The 18605-nt window shown below is 43.9% G+C and carries 16 protein-coding genes; 15 read left to right on the forward strand and 1 reads right to left on the reverse strand.

Annotated elements, in window-relative coordinates; genetic code table 11:
• The first annotated feature begins 77 nt into the window (after positions 1-77).
• The 6 genes from SFA31_RS05380 to SFA31_RS05405 are packed head-to-tail and all read left to right on the forward strand — an operon-like array spanning position 78 to position 5737.
• Positions 78-2345, forward strand: coding sequence for a TcfC E-set like domain-containing protein (locus tag SFA31_RS05380; protein WP_322837051.1), 2268 nt, complete (start codon positions 78-80; stop codon positions 2343-2345).
• Position 2346: 1 nt separating this feature from the next.
• A complete protein-coding gene (locus SFA31_RS05385; protein ID WP_322837052.1) occupies positions 2347-3033 on the forward strand; it encodes a hypothetical protein in 687 nt (228 codons plus the stop codon).
• Positions 3024-3500, forward strand: coding sequence for a hypothetical protein (locus SFA31_RS05390; RefSeq protein WP_322837053.1), 477 nt, complete (start codon positions 3024-3026; stop codon positions 3498-3500). The genes SFA31_RS05385 and SFA31_RS05390 overlap by 10 nt, the downstream gene beginning before the upstream one ends.
• Positions 3500-4030 (forward strand): hypothetical protein, encoded by a 531-nt coding sequence (locus tag SFA31_RS05395; RefSeq protein WP_322837054.1) that lies wholly within the window; start codon positions 3500-3502, stop codon positions 4028-4030. The genes SFA31_RS05390 and SFA31_RS05395 overlap by 1 nt, the downstream gene beginning before the upstream one ends.
• Positions 4027-4656 carry a hypothetical protein gene (locus SFA31_RS05400; RefSeq protein ID WP_322837055.1) on the forward strand — a complete coding sequence of 210 codons (630 nt, stop codon included), beginning with the start codon at positions 4027-4029 and terminating at the stop codon, positions 4654-4656. The genes SFA31_RS05395 and SFA31_RS05400 overlap by 4 nt, the downstream gene beginning before the upstream one ends.
• Positions 4657-4711: 55 nt before the next feature.
• The gene (locus tag SFA31_RS05405) at positions 4712-5737 is read left to right on the forward strand and encodes a hypothetical protein (RefSeq protein ID WP_322837056.1); all 1026 of its coding nucleotides are present in this window, start codon (positions 4712-4714) and stop codon (positions 5735-5737) included.
• A gap of 55 nt (positions 5738-5792) precedes the next feature.
• Here the strand turns inward: SFA31_RS05405 and SFA31_RS05410 are convergent, their stop codons facing one another.
• The gene (locus SFA31_RS05410) at positions 5793-6341 is read right to left on the reverse strand and encodes a LuxR C-terminal-related transcriptional regulator (RefSeq protein WP_322837057.1); all 549 of its coding nucleotides are present in this window, start codon (positions 6339-6341) and stop codon (positions 5793-5795) included.
• A 557-nt stretch (positions 6342-6898) separates the two neighbouring features.
• Here SFA31_RS05410 and SFA31_RS05415 point away from each other — a divergent pair.
• From SFA31_RS05415 to SFA31_RS05455, 9 genes are all read left to right on the forward strand, one after another.
• On the forward strand, positions 6899-7774 hold the full coding sequence (locus tag SFA31_RS05415) for a winged helix-turn-helix domain-containing protein (RefSeq protein ID WP_322837058.1): 876 nt from the start codon (positions 6899-6901) through the stop codon (positions 7772-7774).
• Positions 7771-8250, forward strand: a complete 480-nt coding sequence (locus SFA31_RS05420; protein ID WP_322837059.1) for a hypothetical protein — start codon at positions 7771-7773, stop codon at positions 8248-8250. The genes SFA31_RS05415 and SFA31_RS05420 overlap by 4 nt, the downstream gene beginning before the upstream one ends.
• A 931-nt stretch (positions 8251-9181) precedes the next feature.
• A complete protein-coding gene (locus tag SFA31_RS05425; protein ID WP_322839299.1) occupies positions 9182-9709 on the forward strand; it encodes a fimbrial protein in 528 nt (175 codons plus the stop codon).
• A gap of 89 nt (positions 9710-9798) precedes the next feature.
• Positions 9799-10428, forward strand: a complete 630-nt coding sequence (locus SFA31_RS05430; protein ID WP_322837060.1) for a molecular chaperone — start codon at positions 9799-9801, stop codon at positions 10426-10428.
• A 59-nt stretch (positions 10429-10487) separates the two neighbouring features.
• A complete protein-coding gene (locus SFA31_RS05435; protein ID WP_416208320.1) occupies positions 10488-13049 on the forward strand; it encodes a fimbria/pilus outer membrane usher protein in 2562 nt (853 codons plus the stop codon).
• Positions 13050-13099: 50 nt separating this feature from the next.
• Positions 13100-14056, forward strand: coding sequence for a fimbrial protein (locus tag SFA31_RS05440; protein ID WP_322837062.1), 957 nt, complete (start codon positions 13100-13102; stop codon positions 14054-14056).
• A 119-nt stretch (positions 14057-14175) separates the two neighbouring features.
• The gene (locus SFA31_RS05445) at positions 14176-14505 is read left to right on the forward strand and encodes a hypothetical protein (RefSeq protein WP_322837063.1); all 330 of its coding nucleotides are present in this window, start codon (positions 14176-14178) and stop codon (positions 14503-14505) included.
• Positions 14506-14576: 71 nt separating this feature from the next.
• Entirely contained in the window at positions 14577-15866 is a 1290-nt protein-coding gene (locus tag SFA31_RS05450) for an HlyD family secretion protein (protein WP_322837064.1), read from the forward strand.
• Positions 15859-17955: a peptidase domain-containing ABC transporter gene (locus tag SFA31_RS05455; RefSeq protein ID WP_322837065.1), complete on the forward strand. Its 2097-nt coding sequence runs from the start codon at positions 15859-15861 to the stop codon at positions 17953-17955. Before SFA31_RS05450 ends, SFA31_RS05455 begins: the two co-directional genes overlap by 8 nt.
• Positions 17956-18605: the final 650 nt, after the last annotated feature.

Consider the following 18605-nt stretch of genomic DNA (forward strand, 5'->3'; position numbering starts at 1 on the left):
TGTCTGGCCATATTATGGCCAGACAATTATTGCATATAGAATAACTACTAAAAATAAATAAAAAGAGCCATAATTATATGCATTGCCCTATTTCATATTTATCTTTAAGTATTCATTCTGTATTAATAATGATGATGCTATCGCCTTGCGCTCAGGCTAAAGTCCAATTTTCTTATAAAGTACCCGATGGATTTGGTGATGAGCAACTCAATGATGATGTGAAATACATTATTAATTTCCACGGAAAGATATTACCGGATTTTGCACGATTTTCTCCCGTGAAAAAGAGTTATGATTTTGATAGCGAGCGTTATCGTAGTTCAGGCATAGGCGAAACAGATATTGAGTTATTGAAGGAATTACTTTCTTCATTAGCATCAAAACAATGTCTTAAAGGGTGTGATTATACTTTTAAGGGTCAATATATATCTTTAGATAAGACTCAGAAAATTATTAATATCCGAGATGCAAGCCAGGATTATTTTATCCCAGAAACACATTTGGGATTTGTGCATAGCCACAGCTTGGATTTAGGGCATGCTTCTAATGATTACACAGCATTCAATTCGCACGGTAATGGTTGGTTAGGTCTTCCTTTCCAGTCATTTGGATACGTTAACTGGTTCTCAAATTATAATAAATACCATGGCAATGTTAATCGTAGCGCAGATATCTCATCCTGGCATTTCCAAAAGAATTTCCAGAGCACCTATTTAAGAGCCGGTAAGCAAAATAGTATCGATTATCAATCTGGGGCAGTCAGTACAATGCTATCTCCAGGGTTCGATAAATTTATCACTTGGGGAAGCCAGACGCATATGTTGGACACGCAGGGCCGTCGTCCATTAGTACTTTATACCTCCGATGAGGGTAATTTTGAAATTTATCGCAGTGGGCGTTTAATATTGAAACGCCCAGCGGTGTTAGGGCGTAATGAACTTGACCTCAATGACCTTCCTGGTGGCTATTACACGGCTGAAATTCGTCTTGTAGATCGCACAGGACGTACTATTCATAGTGAAATCAAAGAAATAAGTAATATTAACTTTAATCAATATTCCGAAGGATTAGCATGGCATCTAACATATGGTAAGGCTTTAGAGGACGGTGACGCGCTGATTGAGGGAGCTCTGAGTAAAGGATTTAATGCCTTTTATTTAAATAGCGAATTTCTGACAGGCAATAGAGGGCGCTGGGCTTCTGAACTTAATGCCACTCGCCCGGGTGAGTTATTCCAGTTTGCTGTTAGCCCGGCTATTGGGGTGCTTTCTGGCGAGAGAGGGGTTGGAGGATATGCCAGCCTGTCAATAAATAGAAGCGATTTTGGTACCTTAACGGCGAGCAAATACCTCAATAATGATATTTCATGGTTCTATCGCGCAAATGCAAGTACGAGTTTTTACTATGGGCGAAATATTGGGAACGCGCTGGTTTCTTATAACTTCACTCAGTACTCAGGGAATTCACGTCATCAGATAGATACCCAATGGAGCCATAAGCTAAAACAAACTTTTATTACTTTCTCCACCGGAGTACAAAAAGGCGGCGTCTTTTCATCAGACGATAACTATGGCATTTATTTTAATGCGTCCTTTTCTTTCCCTGAGATTACGGCAAGTTTAAATTCAAGTTGGTCGAATGGGCACAGCCAAATTAGCGGTGATATAAAGAAAGACTGGCAGGATTATCAGGGCGTTACTTCACTTGGGGTTTCAGCGAGCCATATTAATAATCAAAACAATTTAAATGGCTACGCCTCTCGTGAAGGGACGCGAGGGGATGTTACGCTTAATTTGGGAAAAAACAGCCGGGCTACAACTTTTGATGCAAACTATCGCGGCATGTTGGCGGCGAATGAAAAAGGCATTGCTTTAGGCCGCTATAGTACTTCAGGTTCAGCGATGCTTGTTGATACACCACAGATTGATGCTTTCGAATATGGCTTTGATGTAGAAGGATCGCCGGTAGGCAATAATGGGCTGTATTCAGTTCCTGTGAGTCTTTACCAAAGTATCCCTTTTGCAAAAGTTAATACAAGACAGAGTAGCTGGGATATGAATGTGGAAATCCCCGCTTATATTTTTAAAGCACACCCTGGGCAGGTTTATTATACGCAGGCTAAAGTGAATGTTATGGCGCAATACAGTGGATTCCTGAAAGATAAAGCCGGGCGTCCTGTTGTAGGATGCATGGATGAAGTAAAAGAATGCTCTTTTAATAATGGGCTTTTTTCTATTACTAGTCAAAAACCACTAACCAGTATTACCGTTCGTAAGCAGAATAATACATGGAAATGTGATCTTACTCGTGCGAAGAAAAGTATTTATAGATGTGAAAAGGTTTAATATGAAACTCAAGTATTATGCATTACTCTCCATTGGGTTGATTTTCAGTAATATAAATTCCTCCTATGCAGATGGCGCACTTATGGTTTTACCAATTAGCATGTCTGTCTCGGATGAATCGCCTCATACTGTAACTGTTAAGAACACGGGAGATGAGGCAATGTATCTCAAAGTTGAGTTGCAGAAGGTACTTAATCCTGGCGATAAAAATGAAAAGAAGGTGATTGTGTCATCTCTGCCTTCTCCGGGCTTAATTGCTTTCCCGGCAAAACTGGCATTAGGTCCGAACCAAAGTAAAAAGTTAACGATAAATCCTCTTTATTCACCAGAGAAAGAAGAAGTATATCGTCTATATATTCTGCCAGTCAGAAACTATCAGGTGGTTGAAGAGACGTCAGATAAAATAAATGCTCCGGTGGTTTTTGCGCTTGGTTACGGGGCTTTAATCCGGCATACCCCTGAGGTTGCTAAACAAGTTCAGGACTGGAGTGCGCGTTGTAACGGGCAGGGAATGATACTGACTAATACAGGTAATACGCGAGTATTGTTTAGCTCGGTTCAGGCTGGTAATAAGTCAGCAAAGATAGATAAATCTATCGCAGTGTTTCCCGGAACGCCGCAGCAAATTAATAGTACGGCTTTCATCGCTAAAGTAGATAATAAATCAGTAATAGTAAAATGCGATTAATTACTGCGCTACTTTTTGTGTTGCCGATTGTCTGCAATGCTGGCGGAAAACTTTCGCTAAAAAATAATATTATTCATATAAAGAAAGTAGGGCGTGATTTTGCTCTGGAGGTAAGTAATTCTGGTGATGAAATGCTCTATCTGGAGATTATTCAGGAGCGCGTTATTAATCCTGGAAAACAACCAGAATTAAGGGCGCGCGTAGAAGCACTGTCTGATCCTGATATTTTTCTACCCCTTAGTAAAATATCCCTGGCCCCAGGGCAAATAAAAAAGATTCCTATTCAGGTGATTTCATCGCCGCATGAAAAGCAGGTATGGCGTGTAACCTTCGTGAATAGAGGAGCGTTGATGTCGGCTTCAGAGCGTGAGCTTAGCTATCTGAATATCAACTTCAACTACGGGGCTGTTATTTATCACTATCCAAATGCCCACGACGGTGATGAAGCAGCTTTACAGGGACGATAATGAAGATAAAAAATCTCGGAAATATGGTTATCCTGGTTTGTGCTTTCATACCATGGACATCGCATGCGATAAAAATTACAGGTAAAACTAGCAGCAAAGTAACTGCTTTTGTTAATAATAATCAGCGAGTTCAGGTCACTGCACCCGATGGTGGCTGGTATAATCAGCCGCTTGAGTTACAGCCTGTCGGGCCAAAGAATACTCGCTTCGAGCTTGATATTCCTATAAAGGTTGAGACAACGACTGGTGCATTTGTCGTTTCTTTAGATTCCCCGGTTGTTTTAACACATCAGGAATCACCGGAATTTGTGTTTCGTGATGTGCAGGTCCGTATGGGTAATAGCGATCATTCTGCTAAAGTCCTGTCATCGACGCCGACATTATTCGTTAATACCATTCAACCTAGCGAAAATATAGAATCCAGTGAAGTTTATGTTATTAACATTAACGCCCTCCCGCCAGAAAATGGCGCTGCCGGTGGATACATTGGTGAAATGTCGTTGACTTTTGAGCCGGAGATAGAGCCATGAGGAAAAGTGCTCTTATAGGTATATTTTTATTTTTTTCATCTGCTCATGCCTATGTAGATATGGAGCCAAAAAATATTACCTTATCACGTGATTCAAGCCAGGTAGTATTAACTAATAAAGGCGAACGGACTGAATATATTGAAATCTCTCTCTCGCGGCTTATGAATCCCGGCGTTGATTATGAACATGAGAAGCGTGTGCCGATCCAGGATATAGACTCTCCTTCTATCCTGGTTTCGCCTTTTAAAATGATGTTAAAACCCGGACAGTCGAAACCTTTGCAAATTAAAAAATTAACTGCCCTTATGCATGAAGAAGTTTATCGACTCAGCGTTCGACCACAGTTATCGGTAATTCAAAAAGAGTTAACGCAGCCGCGCGGCGGGGTGGCGCTGAATATCAGTTATGAGGCAATTATCCGGGTATTGCCCGCCACAGAGCGCAAAACATTTTTGGTTATCTGCACTCCAGGGCAGGAAGTGATTCGCGCGACCGGGAATCAACATTACCACTTCACCAATGTTGAACTGCGTCGTCAACAATTAGAGCCCTTCAATGTTTATCCTGAAACGCCCTGGCGATTTAGCGGCGGTCCGCTAATGATAGACGGAAAATCATATTGTTAACCGCTGTTTTACCGATAAATCGATAGCGGGTTAAATGATTTCAAAGGAATGATTTATGGTACATAAACGAATTTTGGGGCTGATACGCAGCCTGACAGGCCTTTTCCTTTTAGTTGGCAGTATTTCCTCTGCTGAAGCATATTTACAGACCAGCGCTGATTTAATTGCACGTTATGCTGATTGTAACTACATACAGGTGGGAGACAGAGTCCGATTTGAAACGACGATGTATTACAACGCCCAGACCCCCTTTAGTGGCTTACCACATAGAAAGACAATGAATATTTTTGTTTTTAATAATAAAGGGGTGAAGCAACCGTTAACAGTGAAGACTGATTATCACAAATTCGTAGTACGAATTGAGGGTATAAGTTCTACAGGTTACCTTAGAGGTGCCCAGGAAGGGCTGCTTTCCGGGAGTATTAGCTATACCTGTGGGGCCAGTAATGCGCCGTGCCAATACTGGAAAGATCTCACGGCGCAGTCTTATCGTGTCGTAGTTGAAACTAATCTTGCGAATTTGCCTTCGAAAAATATTGCGCTATGGCCTGGCTACGGTGATTTTAGTGATTTTAACTTAGATAAAGCAGGCCCTGTTCTTATTACTGCAGTATCTAATGAATGCAAAATTCTGGGGCCAAATGTTCCACCGCTACCGCCTCAGGAAGTGACTTTTGATCTTAACGTCCCAGACTGGGATTTAGGGGAGATCACCGCGCCCGATCAGGAGATTACGTTAGCGCAGCCGCAGGATAGATTTTGTATTGGCTTTCCTGGTTTGGTTAGGGGTAATAGCACCGGTTATCAGCTGCGAGCACAGAGCACATCCATGGCAGATGGGCGTTTTAATTTGGTGAATGATGGTAATGCTATGCGTAAAATTGCTTATACTCTCAAGCTGGATGATGGTCGCACACCTCCGTTCATTTTTCCGGGTAATAATGTGACCATCAACTTCCCCACTGATGAGACGATTTCACAGCTTTGCTATACACCGACGTTTTCTATTAAACACCAGGGGATGCTGCGCGGTGGAAATTATAGTGATGTAATTGATTTTAGTATCATCACCACACCGTAGTTTTCTTTTCCAGCCAAAGAAAATGATTGAACAGGTGCGTGCATACGTACCTGTTTTATATCGTTGGATACATTTTATGTATACCGCCTTCGGCGATAGGTTGATATTTAAAAATCGAGACAATGACTTTCTGAAACTGGATCCTATTCGAACAGCCCGCCCTGATCATTAGCTTATGGGTTCTGGCATGTAGAGTTTTGTAGGATATATTAAAAATTGAACTTATCTCCTGAAGTGAAAATCCAGCCCATAAGTAGTGAAGTACCTTGAGTTCATAAGTGCTAAAAATAAGTTGATTTTCTTTAGTATCAGCCGGCCCGGTTTTTCCTGAAAGCAGCACTTCTGACGGTGGTAAAGTATGTACGGATTCATTAATGATATAAATATGCTGAAAGTTCATATTTGCGCATAAATAGCGCCATAGCCCGTCACTCACCACCAATATATGCCTCTCTTCGTTACCCGGTGGCGCTCTGTCCAGAGCTATAATCTTTTCAGCACTAACTTCCCTGTGACTTATACAGATAGCATTAAGATCGTTTTGTATGTGATTTTTTATGCCATTAAATAAGAACCAGTTTTTTGAATAGATGTGGAAAACCATAGCATATCCTTATGTTAACTTATTTCAGAACGATGAATTAAGCTATGAAGAATAAATAAAGGTGTGGCTTCATAAACCAACTCCCTAACCTCAAATTTGTTCTTAAAGGTCCACATCATAGAGGTTGCTTTAACCCAGAGTGGAGTTTAATGTGCTATATATTTGCAATAAATAAAATAGAGATATCCCTGCTGCTTATCAATTGATATCGTCACCTTTTTTTGTGAATTTTTTTATGGCGTTCCCATTTCTGATGAATGTTGATAAGTGATTAGTATAAAATTAATACTTAACTTAATCTTTCATTTAAGATGAGAAGCGTTTATTTGCCAATAGTAAACTAAGCTTAAGAATATATTTCCTAATTTATTGTCCTTAAGTTTTATGAAGAAAATATAGATGTTATCTGCGAACTATTTTTTCTCCAACTAAGATAAAACATATAATAGATCATGTTTAGTATATATTCTCTTTGAAATAAAAAGCGAGTAAGATTCTTCTATATTTGTGTTGAGAAATTATCCAGACGCAAAGGAGAATTCACAAAGGGAAATTATATGCACAACCATTATATTATTAACGAGCGTATTGAGTTCTATCCTGCGACAAGTTTATTGCGAGAATTAAATAATCCTGAGAATGTTGTTGTTTTAAATTCACCGGCCAGCCGTTGTTTTCTCCTATTAATTCAGCGTATAGGCAGCGTTGTCAGCCAGCAAGAGTTCATGGATGAAGTCTGGAAAAAGAGCAAAGTTTTGGTGTCATCGAATACGTTTTATCAAAATATATCGATTTTACGTAAAGGGTTAAAAAGAATAGGCATTGAGGAAGACATTATCGTTACTATTCCTCGCGTAGGCCTGACGCTGGATAGTCAGTGTCAAATCCGAATCCTTGATTGTGTACCTGAGCCTATTCAACACGTAATATCTGGTGGGGATGATAAAAAAGAGAATAATGAGCAAAGTGGCTCTCAGAAATACGGTACTCATCATGGATGGCGAACTACGCTAGCCCGTAGGTTTAAGGGAGCTGGTAAGAAAACGCAAAGCGCATTCAGAAAACATCACAATCACTTTGGATTAAAATCCTTTAGTGTAATCGTTGTTATAGTCGTCTCTTCACTATATATGATGTCGCTATGGGGGCTCTTTAGTTTTTGGCAGCCAGCCGATCGGTTACATAGCTATGTTCTGGTTACCAGACAAGGGGCTTGCAGGGTTATGTTATCGCCAATACTTACAACGCCGGATTTAAAGCGTAACGCATTAAAGTTTGCTGAGAGATTTTATACGGAATGTAATGCCTATCCATGGATATACGTCGACACACTTCCACAATTTACCCAGGTATCTGTACTACGTTGCCCACACCAGAAAGGATACGCGGGAATGTGTGTGTCCGATTATTTTATTGAAGGTAATAAACCATGATGCCAAAAATATATAAAATAGTGGGAGTCGGGCTGTTACTGATCTTACTATTGGCTCTCTATGCCTGGATCCAGCAGCAAAGGCGCCAGGATAACTTTAGCTGTATTGCCAACGTTATACAGCACAATAAAGAAACCACGATAAACCTTATTATGAGTTATGTTTTTGGAAAAGATATAGGCTATTTGGGCGTTGATGGAAATATTGAGCAGCGAGGGGAGATATCACATACCATCTCCCGACGCATTTTTTTTAGCTACTATAATGAAGATGATAACTACTTTATGCATTCTACTAAAAATATAATTTTTCCGAATGATGATACCAAAGATGTGCCCTTAGATAATTATCTTCCTCAATTTTATCTGGAAGGCGGAAAAGACATATTTATGAAAATTGTCTACCAACGCAGCGGGCAATATTTCTTCTATGCGGATCCGGTAACCACCTTCGCGTGTAAGCGGATTGAAAGATAACGATATTTTAAAGCGGCCAGAAGCATTCTGTTTATCTGTCTCTAATATTTTTCCAAAATACCTTTCCCATCCTTGAGCAATCGCCACAGTTGTCACCACAATACATTAATCAATGTTTTGGCCTTGCTACGCCAATGCGTGAAGTGCGCAGGCTGCCTGATTCAGGAAGTAACCCGCCTGGATGGTGATAACATGCACGTAAAAGCATTTTGTTTTGATTAAAGAGCATACACAAACCCGTGCTGCTTACCGACCTGAACAGCACGTGGTGGCTAGATTCGCTACCCGGTTAATTCATGGTGATAGTTTCATATTCACATAGCATAAATTCTACTCAATGCTGTACCGATAGGGCCTGTATTTTATGTGAAGCAGATAGCTTCTGCCGTGATTGAAACATGAAACGCATTCTTATGACTTTATGGGCTAAGTTTCTTTTACATTTTTGGCTTATAAAGTAGCGGTCAGGGGAGGTGTTAAAATACATCCAGGCTAGTAGATTTCTTACTTTTCTTCTTCTCAATGGCATAGACATTACCTGACTGAACGGCATTTGTGATGTTCTCTTAATAGTCATGAATATATGGTCTTGTAATCGCTATGTTATATGAAATTTATTGACTATTTAATGAATAGAGGCGTATTCACTTTTGCTGTGTGAAATTACCATATAAGCTATTTCTCAAATACAAAACATCGGAAGAAATAGTCTCTTTAAATATCATTATGATTATATTGTATGTTCGCCCAGAGAAAACACGTTCATAAGTGGTTATGTGGTTACGCTCGTCTTACAGACTGGCACTCTATTTCTCTGGTATAGCAGCATAGCCAGGCAGTTATATTGCTATACATGGAGTAAGCACGGTAAATACCAAATATAAGGTTTTGCCACTATATACGTTAATATTAAGGAAAATAGTCAATGAATATGAAAAAGACTGTAATGGCATCTGCTGCGGCTGCTTTGTTGTTAACAGGTTCTGTATCAGCAATGGCTTATGATGGTACGGTGAAGTTCGAAGGTGAGGTTTTAGATGCGGCTTGTACCGTTGATATTGGTGCCGGTAATACCATGACGGTAAATATGGGGCGCGTTAATAAAAGCACGTTTACAGGCGCTGGTTCAAAATCCGATCCTACTAAATTTACTATTAAGGTAAAAGATTGCCCTTCAAATATCACAACGGCGACTGTGAAATTTGACGGTGATGCATATGAAGGCGATAACAATGTGCTGCAGCTTACTCAGGAAACGGGAGTGGCTACTGGCGTAGGTATCCAGCTTGCCGATAGTACTCAGAAAGTCCTGCCGCTGTATACGGCTTCCAGCGAATATCCGCTCAAAGAAACAGTAGAAAACAATCTTGATTTCTATGCGCGCTATATCGCTAAATCTGACACCGTAACGGCTGGTCCGGCAAACTCTGTTGCCACTTTTACTATGAATTATAACTAAAGTTATACCGCCGGGCGGTATTCGCCCGGCATTTAATTGGAATTATCATCATGGACTCCAGAAAAGTATTTTTATTGCTAAGCATATGCATGTTTGTTCCTGTCGCAAATGCCGGCGTTATTATTGGCGGGACGCGCGTTATATTTCCTGGTGATAAAAAAGAGGCTTCACTGAGTGTAGATAACCCGGATAGCACTCCATATCTTATTCAGAGCTGGATAGAAAGTACTGATAAAAGTAAAGCGCCATTTATTATTACTCCGCCGCTATATCGGCTGGATGGTAAGCAGCAGAATGTTATGCGCATTGTACGTGCCGGCGGGAGACAGCCTGAAGATCGTGAGAGTATGTACTGGGTTAATATTAAATCCATCCCGCAGGCGGCTAAAGATAAAAATGTGCTTCAGGTGGCGATTAAAACCAGAATCAAGCTAATCTTTCGTCCACAGAATATAAAAGATAAAAATCCTGTCGATGTGGCGGATAAGCTTCAATGGAGCAGCCAAGGGCAACAGCTTCAGGTAAAAAACCCAACTCCTTTTTACATGAATTTTCAGGCGATTACTGCGAACGGAAAAAATATAGCCAAACCCGCCTGGGTTGCGCCTTATTCAACGAAAAATTATTCACTTAATGGCGCCCCCGGGGCCGGAAAGGTGAGTTGGAAAATAATTAATGATTATGGCGCAGTAAGCCAGGCATGGAGCGCAAACTACTAGCGCCTGTTATATCAATCGGTGGTATGCCGGTAAATTTCTAACACATGGAAGTAATCATAATGAAGCGGGCTGAATATAAAAAATTGTCATCGGCATTGATGTGCATTTTGTTCACCTCTGGATATTCAGTGGGGAGTCATGCAGAAATGGAGTTTAACCCTGCGTTACTGGAGAGACAGCCGGGAAATACTTCTGCAGTTGATTTATCTGCGTTTGAACGCGGGGGGCAGGGGCCAGGCACATATCACGTTGATGTCATTGTGAATGGCCAAATTCAAGAAACCCGGGATATTGGGTTTTATATGCCGAAAGATAAAACACGCCAGCAGACATTACTTCCTTGTTTATCGGCGGAAGAGCTTTCGCGCTATGGCGTAAATATTGACGCTTTTCCCGAATTAAAAACCTCAGGTAAATGTGCCGATATCGCACAAATCCCGAAGGCAGATGCAACGCTGGACTTTAATACGCAACAATTATTGCTGAGCATTCCTCAGGCAGCGCTTAAAACAAGTGCAAGGGGAGCTATAGATGCTTCCCTGTGGGATGAAGGCATTAACGCTTTTATCCTTAATTATAATTTTACTGGCTCAAATAACGAAGCCAGGTGGCGCGGCGGAGAAAATAGCGACTATCAATATTTAAATATTCGCCCCGCATTAAATATTGGCCCATGGCGTTTGCGGAATTACACAACGTGGAATCGAGATTCGACGAGCGGCTCGCGCTGGGACACTATTTATACCTATTTAGAGCGTGATATTGCCGCATTAAAGGCACAGTTGACGCTGGGGGAAAGTAACTCACCTTCCGATATTTTCGATAGTGTTTCTTATCGAGGGGCGCAGCTCGCTTCAGATGATGAAATGCTGCCAGATAGTTTAAAAGGTTATGCGCCGGTAGTCAGAGGCATTGCCCGAACCAATGCGCAGGTCATTATTCGCCAAAATGGGCACATTATTTATCAAAGTTATGTGGCGCCGGGAGCGTTCACAATTAGCGATATGTATCCCACCGGCGGCAGCGGTGATTTATACGTGACCGTCAAAGAAGCCGACGGTAGCGAGCAAAATATGATTGTGCCTTTTGCATCGGTACCCGTATTACAGCGTGAAGGTCGATTCAAATATAGCGTTACCGGCGGGGAATATCGTGGGTATCGCAATAACTCAGATCGGGATTTTTTTAGCCAGGCCACAGGGATATATGGTTTATCGCATGGGTTTACGATTTATGGCGGCAGCCAGCAGGCAAATCGCTATCACTCTGCTGTCGGCGGTATGGGTAAAAACCTGGGTGATTTGGGCGCCGTATCGATTGATTTTACGCAGGCATGGAGCGAACCGAAAGACCGGGGGCACAAGAGCGGGCAGTCCTGGCGTATTCGCTACAGTAAGAACTTTGTGGAAACCGGCACCAATTTCTCGATTGCAGGCTATCGCTACTCCACGCGCGGCTATTACACCTTGAATGAAGTGATGGATACCTGGCGTGATGATATGTCTACGTATCTGAATCAGCGACGTCGCAATCGTGCGGAACTAACCATGAGCCAAAACTTGTGGCAGGGCGCTGGCGCGCTTTCGGTTGGTTTTGTTAGCGAGGATTACTGGAACGATGCGCAGCATATGCGCTCGCTAAACGTGGGCTACAACAATAGCTGGAAGGGTATCACTTACAGCCTGAACTACAGCTATAACCGTAACTCATCCCGTGTCGATGTTTCTGAGTCGAAGAGTTACAAAATTTATGACAAGGATCAGGTGCTTGCCTTCAACGTAAGCATCCCATTAAGCCGCTGGTTAAACGATACCTGGGCAAATTACAGCATGAATACGGCGCGGCACGGCAATACGACGCATACCGTAGGGCTAAGCGGCACGGCGCTGTCCGACAGAAACCTGAACTGGAACATTCAGGAAGGCTTTACTAATCACAACGAAAGCGACAGCGGCAGCAGCGGCAATATGGATGCGGACTATCAGGGAACCTACGGTGAACTGAGCGGTGGTTATGCCTGGGATCGTAGCTCGCGCCGGACGAATTATGGCGTGGCGGGCGGCATAGTTGTACACCGCGATGGCGTTACTCTGAGTCAGCCGCTGGGCGAAACCATCGCGCTGGTAAAAGCGCCGGGCGTATCGGGAGCCTCTGTGCAAAATGAAGTGGGCGTTAGAACCGACTTCCGCGGCTATACGGTAGTGCCTTATTTAAGCGCTTATCGCAGCAGCGAGGTGACGCTGAACCCCGAGTCTCTGCCGGAGGATGTAGAAATTGCGCAAACTACACAGAAAGTTGTACCTACACGCGGCGCGGTGGTTAGGGCGAACTTCAGCGGCCGGGTTGGGCAGCGTGCGCTGGTGACACTATTGCGTACCAACGGCCAGCCGGTGCCGTTCGGAGCAGTTGCGGCGCTGAGTCAGGCGCAAGGGGGCGCACAGGATAAAAACTGGAGCAGCATCGTAGGCGATAGCGGCGAAGTGTATCTGAGCGGCCTGCAATCAAACGGCACCATTGATGTTTCCTGGGGGAAAGCGCCGGATGCGCGCTGCAAGGCCCATTATCAGCTTAATACAGCAGTGAAACAGGCCGTTCAGGAAATTAATACCGTCTGCCGGTAGCGCAGGGTAGCAAATAGCTGGCGAGCAATTGCGAATATAAAGGGACAGATATGCCATCAGAATACGATAAAAAGCATTTGAAGAAGCTGTTGCTTCTTGGCCTGGCGCTGATATGGACGAAAAATGTTTGGGCGGTTGGATGCAGTTTTTCACCAAAGACTTTGCAGTTGAAAATCCCGGAGCTGGCGGTAGCGCCGAATGTTCCAGTTGGCAGCGTATTGCTGGCCAGAACATTTAGCGCCAAAGGTCCTGCTGCGGTGTGTCCAACCGGTAGCCCGCTGTATAAATCCATGATGATGGGGCCATGGGCAACGTTAAGTTCTATCCCTGGCGTTTATGAAACCGGAGTGCCTGGGATTGGTGTAAGAATTGATGATTTCGTGTTGGATGGATTTGTGCCTCTTAGCCAACAAATTCCGCCGAACCAGGCGCTGGCCATTATGGGTAAAGATGTCCGTTTGCTGTTTTACCGCACGGGAGATATTGAGCCGGGTAATTTCCCCGCGGGAATTGTGGCACGCTTTCAGCTCCAGGGTACGAACGGCACGCTGGGTAATTTATTAACGCTGCAGGTCGTCAGCGGAAGCGTGAGAATTAAAAGCTGCTATGCCAAATCACCCAATATTATTGTGCCGATGGGGCAGGTGCAGCGGAATGTGTTTAACGGCGTAGGCAGCACCTCGCCGGTAAAAAGCTTTAAATTTGATATGACGTGCCAGGGCGATGGCCTACCGGTTGATGTCTCTTATGATGTGATGGCGGGAACGTCCTCGCCAGAAACCGGTGTGATACCGCTGGATAATGTAGAAGGTTCTGCGACGGGCGTCGCAATTAAAGTGATGAATAACGATGGTTCGCCGCTGCAATTCAATATGCCGACGCGTTATCACTTAAATCATGAACCGTCTATTTCGATACCATTAAAAGCAGCCTACGTGCAAACCAATAAAAAAATTACGGCTGGTGTCGCAAATGCCACCATGACATTTACCATTACGCAGAATTAAAAATTAGTTAATTCTGCATATAAAGAATCTTGCTCATTAATTTGAGAAGATATCTCTGTCATATTTATATTGATATTACAGGGGTTAATAATCCGTTAGGTTAAATAAGGAAATAAACAATGCGTGAATTAAGCGTAATAGAAATTGAAGAAGTTGCCGGTGCCTACGGCAACGGTTTTTTTGCCGATATTGGTGAAGCTATGCGCAGTGCGGTAGTGGGTGGTGCGGCAGGTTTCTGTGCAGGTAGCATCATCGGTGGTAAACACGGCGGTGACGGCGGCGGTTTCCTGGGCATTGGTGCGATTGGTCAGGGCGTAGGGATGATTTACGGTGGAATTACCGGCGGGATCGCATGTGCGCTCGGCGGAGCTGCAGTGGGCTGGGATAAAACCTGGGCTGCGACTGACGAAGTCATTAAAGGGTTCGCCAGCGGTACTCTGATTCCGTAATTTTAATATACTAATAATGAGGAGGGAGAATTTCTCCTTCCTTTTTTGGATAGTTATTTTTAGAGAGAGACATGAGTAAAAAAGGTATTTTCCGCCTGCAGGCCATACAGCGCCAAAAAGCAGAGTGGCAGGGAAAGGCTTTGTTACTCCGTGGGTTTCCGCCCGGGTTATTAGCCGCGGCTACCGTGTTTTTTATGGTTTTATTTATTGCCTTCCTGTTTTTTTCTAACTACACGCGGCGTATTCAGGTCAGCGGAGAAGTGATCTCACTGCCTCATGCAATGAATATTTATACGCCACAGCAGGGATATATCACAAAGAGTTTTGTGAAAGTCGGTGATGTTGTTGAAGCAGGTGCGCCGCTTTATCGCCTTACTATTTCACGGCAAACCACGTCCGGAAATGTCAGTCAGGAAACACTGACTGTAATACGTAACCAGATTAAAAATATAGATGAAATCATTAATAAATTAAAAAGCAATAAGCAAGAAACTATTGAGAACTTGCAGGAGCAACTAGCGCAATATGAGAAAAACGATCGTGAGACTCAGCGATTATTAGCCAGCGCCAAAAGCGGCGTTTCGACTATGCAGCGCGGGATGTCCAGCTATGAGAATTATCATAAGAAAGGACTTATTACTAACGATCAGCTTAATAGCCAGCGCTTTATGTTCTATCAACAGCAAAGCGGCTATCAGTCATTAAATAGCCAGGCAATTCAACAGCAGGTACAAATATCCCAGTTAAAGAGCCAAATTCTTACTCGGGCAGCAGAGTTTGATAATGATATTACGCAGAATATTTACCAGCGTAATGAGCTACAGCGGAAGCTTATTGAGTCCGATGCCAGCGATTCTATTATTATTGCGTCTCAGTCCGCCGGTCGGGTTGATTCCCTGAGCGTCACTCCCGGTCAGATGGTGAATAATGGCGCTGTGCTGGCTCAGATCCAACCCTTAAAAGAAGCAAGCTGGTATATGGTTATCTGGCTGCCTGACAGCAGTCTTCCCTATATTAAAGTTAGCGATCGCGTGAATATTCGCTATGCCGCTTTCCCGTCCGAGAAGTACGGTCAATTCCCGGGAGTTATCGAATCAATTTCATATGTGCCTGCTTCGCGTGAAGAAATGGCCGGCTATAACAGTGCGCCCAAAGATAATACGGGAGCAGGCGAGAGTTATTACAAGGTTCTGGTTTCTTTAAAACACAAAGACATTAGCGATAAAGGGAAAACATTACATCTCTCGGGCGGCCTGCAGGCGAAAACGGTGGTATTTCTGGATACCCGAAAATTGTGGGAGTGGATGTTTAAGCCGTTCTACAACATTAAAAATAGCGTAACGGGGCAGGTCGATGTCTGAAGCGATTTTCAATCTTATTACTAAAAGACTGCACTTCGGCCTGCGTAAAAAAGTGCCGCAAATTCTGCAGGTTGAATCCACGGAGTGCGGGCTGGCGAGCCTGGCGATGATCTGCGGCTATCACGGTCTGGATATTGATATGCTTAGCCTGCGCCAGCGCTTTTCTGTCTCAACGCAGGGTGCGACGTTGAAGACGCTGTTAAGCACAGCCTCCGCGGTGGGGCTGAAATGCCGTTCCCTGTCGCTGGATTTAAATGAAGTAAAGCAGTTGAAACTGCCCTGCGTGCTGCACTGGGATATGAATCATTTTGTGGTTCTGGCGGCTCGGCGCCGCTCCTCCTGGGTTATTCACGATCCGGCGACCGGCAAACGGATAATCGGCATCAAAGAGCTCTCGGAGCATTTTACCGGCGTGGCGGTGGAGTTCTGGCCGGACAGCCATTTTGAGAAAGGCACGGTCAAAACGCGCGTAAAGCTGCTTGAACTCGCGCGTAACGTCAGCGGGCTTAAAGGGGCGCTGCTAAAAATCGCCTGCCTTTCGGTGGTAATAGAGGCGATAAATTTACTGCTGCCCGTTGGCATGCAGTTAGTCACGGACCATGTGATCCAGGCGAAAGATCGTGGATTGTTGACGGTAATCGGCTCTGGCCTGCTGCTATTTATGTTGTTTAAAACGTTTATGGGCACGCTTCGCGGCTGGGTATCATTAGTCATGGGGACGCTTATTGACGTGCAGTGGAAAAACGCGCTGTTCGATCATCTCATAAAATTGCCGCTGCACTTCTTTGAAAAGCGCCATCTGGGCGACATTCAGTCTCGCTTTTCATCGCTGGATGCGATTCGCCGCCTGTTTACTCAGGATCTAATCGGCGGGCTAATGGACATCATCATGAGCGTTGGCGTATTGGTGATGATGGCGATGTATGGCGGCTGGCTGACTTGGGTAGTAGTTGGATTTACAGTGATTTATACCTGCCTGCGATTCGCCACTTACGGTATTTACCGGCGCATCACCGAGGAATCTATTGTTAAAGGTGCGAAAGCCAGCTCGCACTTTATGGAATCACTGTACGGTATCGGGACGATTAAAGCTTTAGGACTGAACGGAAAACGCTCTTCCGGCTGGCTTAACCTCAATATCGACGCGGCGAATACCGGTATCCGACAAACCCGCTTTGATATGTTTTTTACCGGGGTAAACACCTTTATTAATGCTATCGATCAGGTTGCCGTACTGTGGCTAGGCGCGGTAATGGTGATGGATAATACGATGACGCTGGGTATGTTTATGGCGTTTAACGCGTACCGCGGGCAATTTTCCGATCGCGCCAGCAATCTTATTAACCTGGTCATGAAAACGCGCATGCTAGGGCTGCACAGCGAACGTATCGCCGATATTATATTCACCGAACCGGAGCAGGAACTGCCACCGCGCCGGCTGTTTCCTGCCGGTCACCCTGCGCCGCTGGAGCTAAAAAACGTGACCTTCCAGTATGATCCACAGGCTAAACCGTTATTTTCTGAGCTGAATATGACTATTGATCCCGGTGAAAGCGTGGCGATCGTCGGGCCTTCCGGGAAGGGAAAAACCACATTGATGAAAATCATGTGCGGATTGCTGCCGCCTACCCAGGGAGAAGTGCTGGTGGGCGGCATTAATGTCGAAAAAGTGGGGCTAAATAATTACCGGGAGGGGATTGCCTGCGTATTGCAGGAAGATAAACTCTTTTCCGGCTCAATAGCCGACAATATTAGCGGTTTTAATGCCAGCCCCGATCGCGAGTTGGTCACCGCCTGCGCTATATACAGTAATATCCATGCGGAAATAATGCAGATGTCGATGGGGTATGAGACGCTGATTGGCGAACTGGGAACCGGCCTTTCCGGCGGGCAAAAACAGCGCCTGCTTATTGCCCGCGCGCTGTATCGACGCCCGAGCATTCTATTTATGGATGAGGCAACCAGCCACCTGGATCTGGACAACGAAGCGTTTATTAATCAGTCGATTTCCTCATTGAACATTACGCGAATTATTATCGCTCATCGGCCATCAACCATTAATTCTGCGAACAGAGTCATCACCCTATAGCACCCAGTGGGCTGAATTAAAGCCCACATCCATTTTTATTGACGACGTCGCTAACGTGGATTCTGGCATGGGTAATAAATTGGATGCACTCATTGCTTTTGGGCCGGGAGGCTTTGTCGGTCGGTGCGTACCCTATAGATTTCCCCGCCGGTTACGCTGAAGCCGTTCGGGTTACTTTAATTGCCCTGGCTGTCAATCCAACTCCGATTCCCGGGAAAGAGAACCGTTCACTTTCCACACGCTCCTTCGTAACATTTCTGGCCTATTGCCCCATTATTTAATTGACGTAAAGAAATGGTTCCAGTGGGGTGACTTTATTATTGCTCCTACTCTATTTAATGGCCGCCTTTCTGAAAATCCTAACTCTGATGAGGTATAGATATTTTTATTTTTAATATTGATTTTAATCAATAATTAATATTTCAATTAACAATACTCCGGGCATTATTGCTTTCTCGGCACAAATTCCCTATTTATTGCTTTTTTGCTAGTTATTTTTGCTGATATTTGGATGTGATTTGCTATTTGTGGCTAGTGGAAAATTCTTATTAATTTTTATTTTATGGATTAAAAAACCGTAAATTTGATATTCAGGCGGTCATTATCCTATTATCGTGCGTCAATAAGCGAAGTATGAAAAGCGCGTGCAG

The organism is Erwinia sp. HR93 (genome assembly GCF_034555055.1).
GTDB classification, from domain to species: domain Bacteria; phylum Pseudomonadota; class Gammaproteobacteria; order Enterobacterales; family Enterobacteriaceae; genus Apirhabdus; species Apirhabdus apintestini.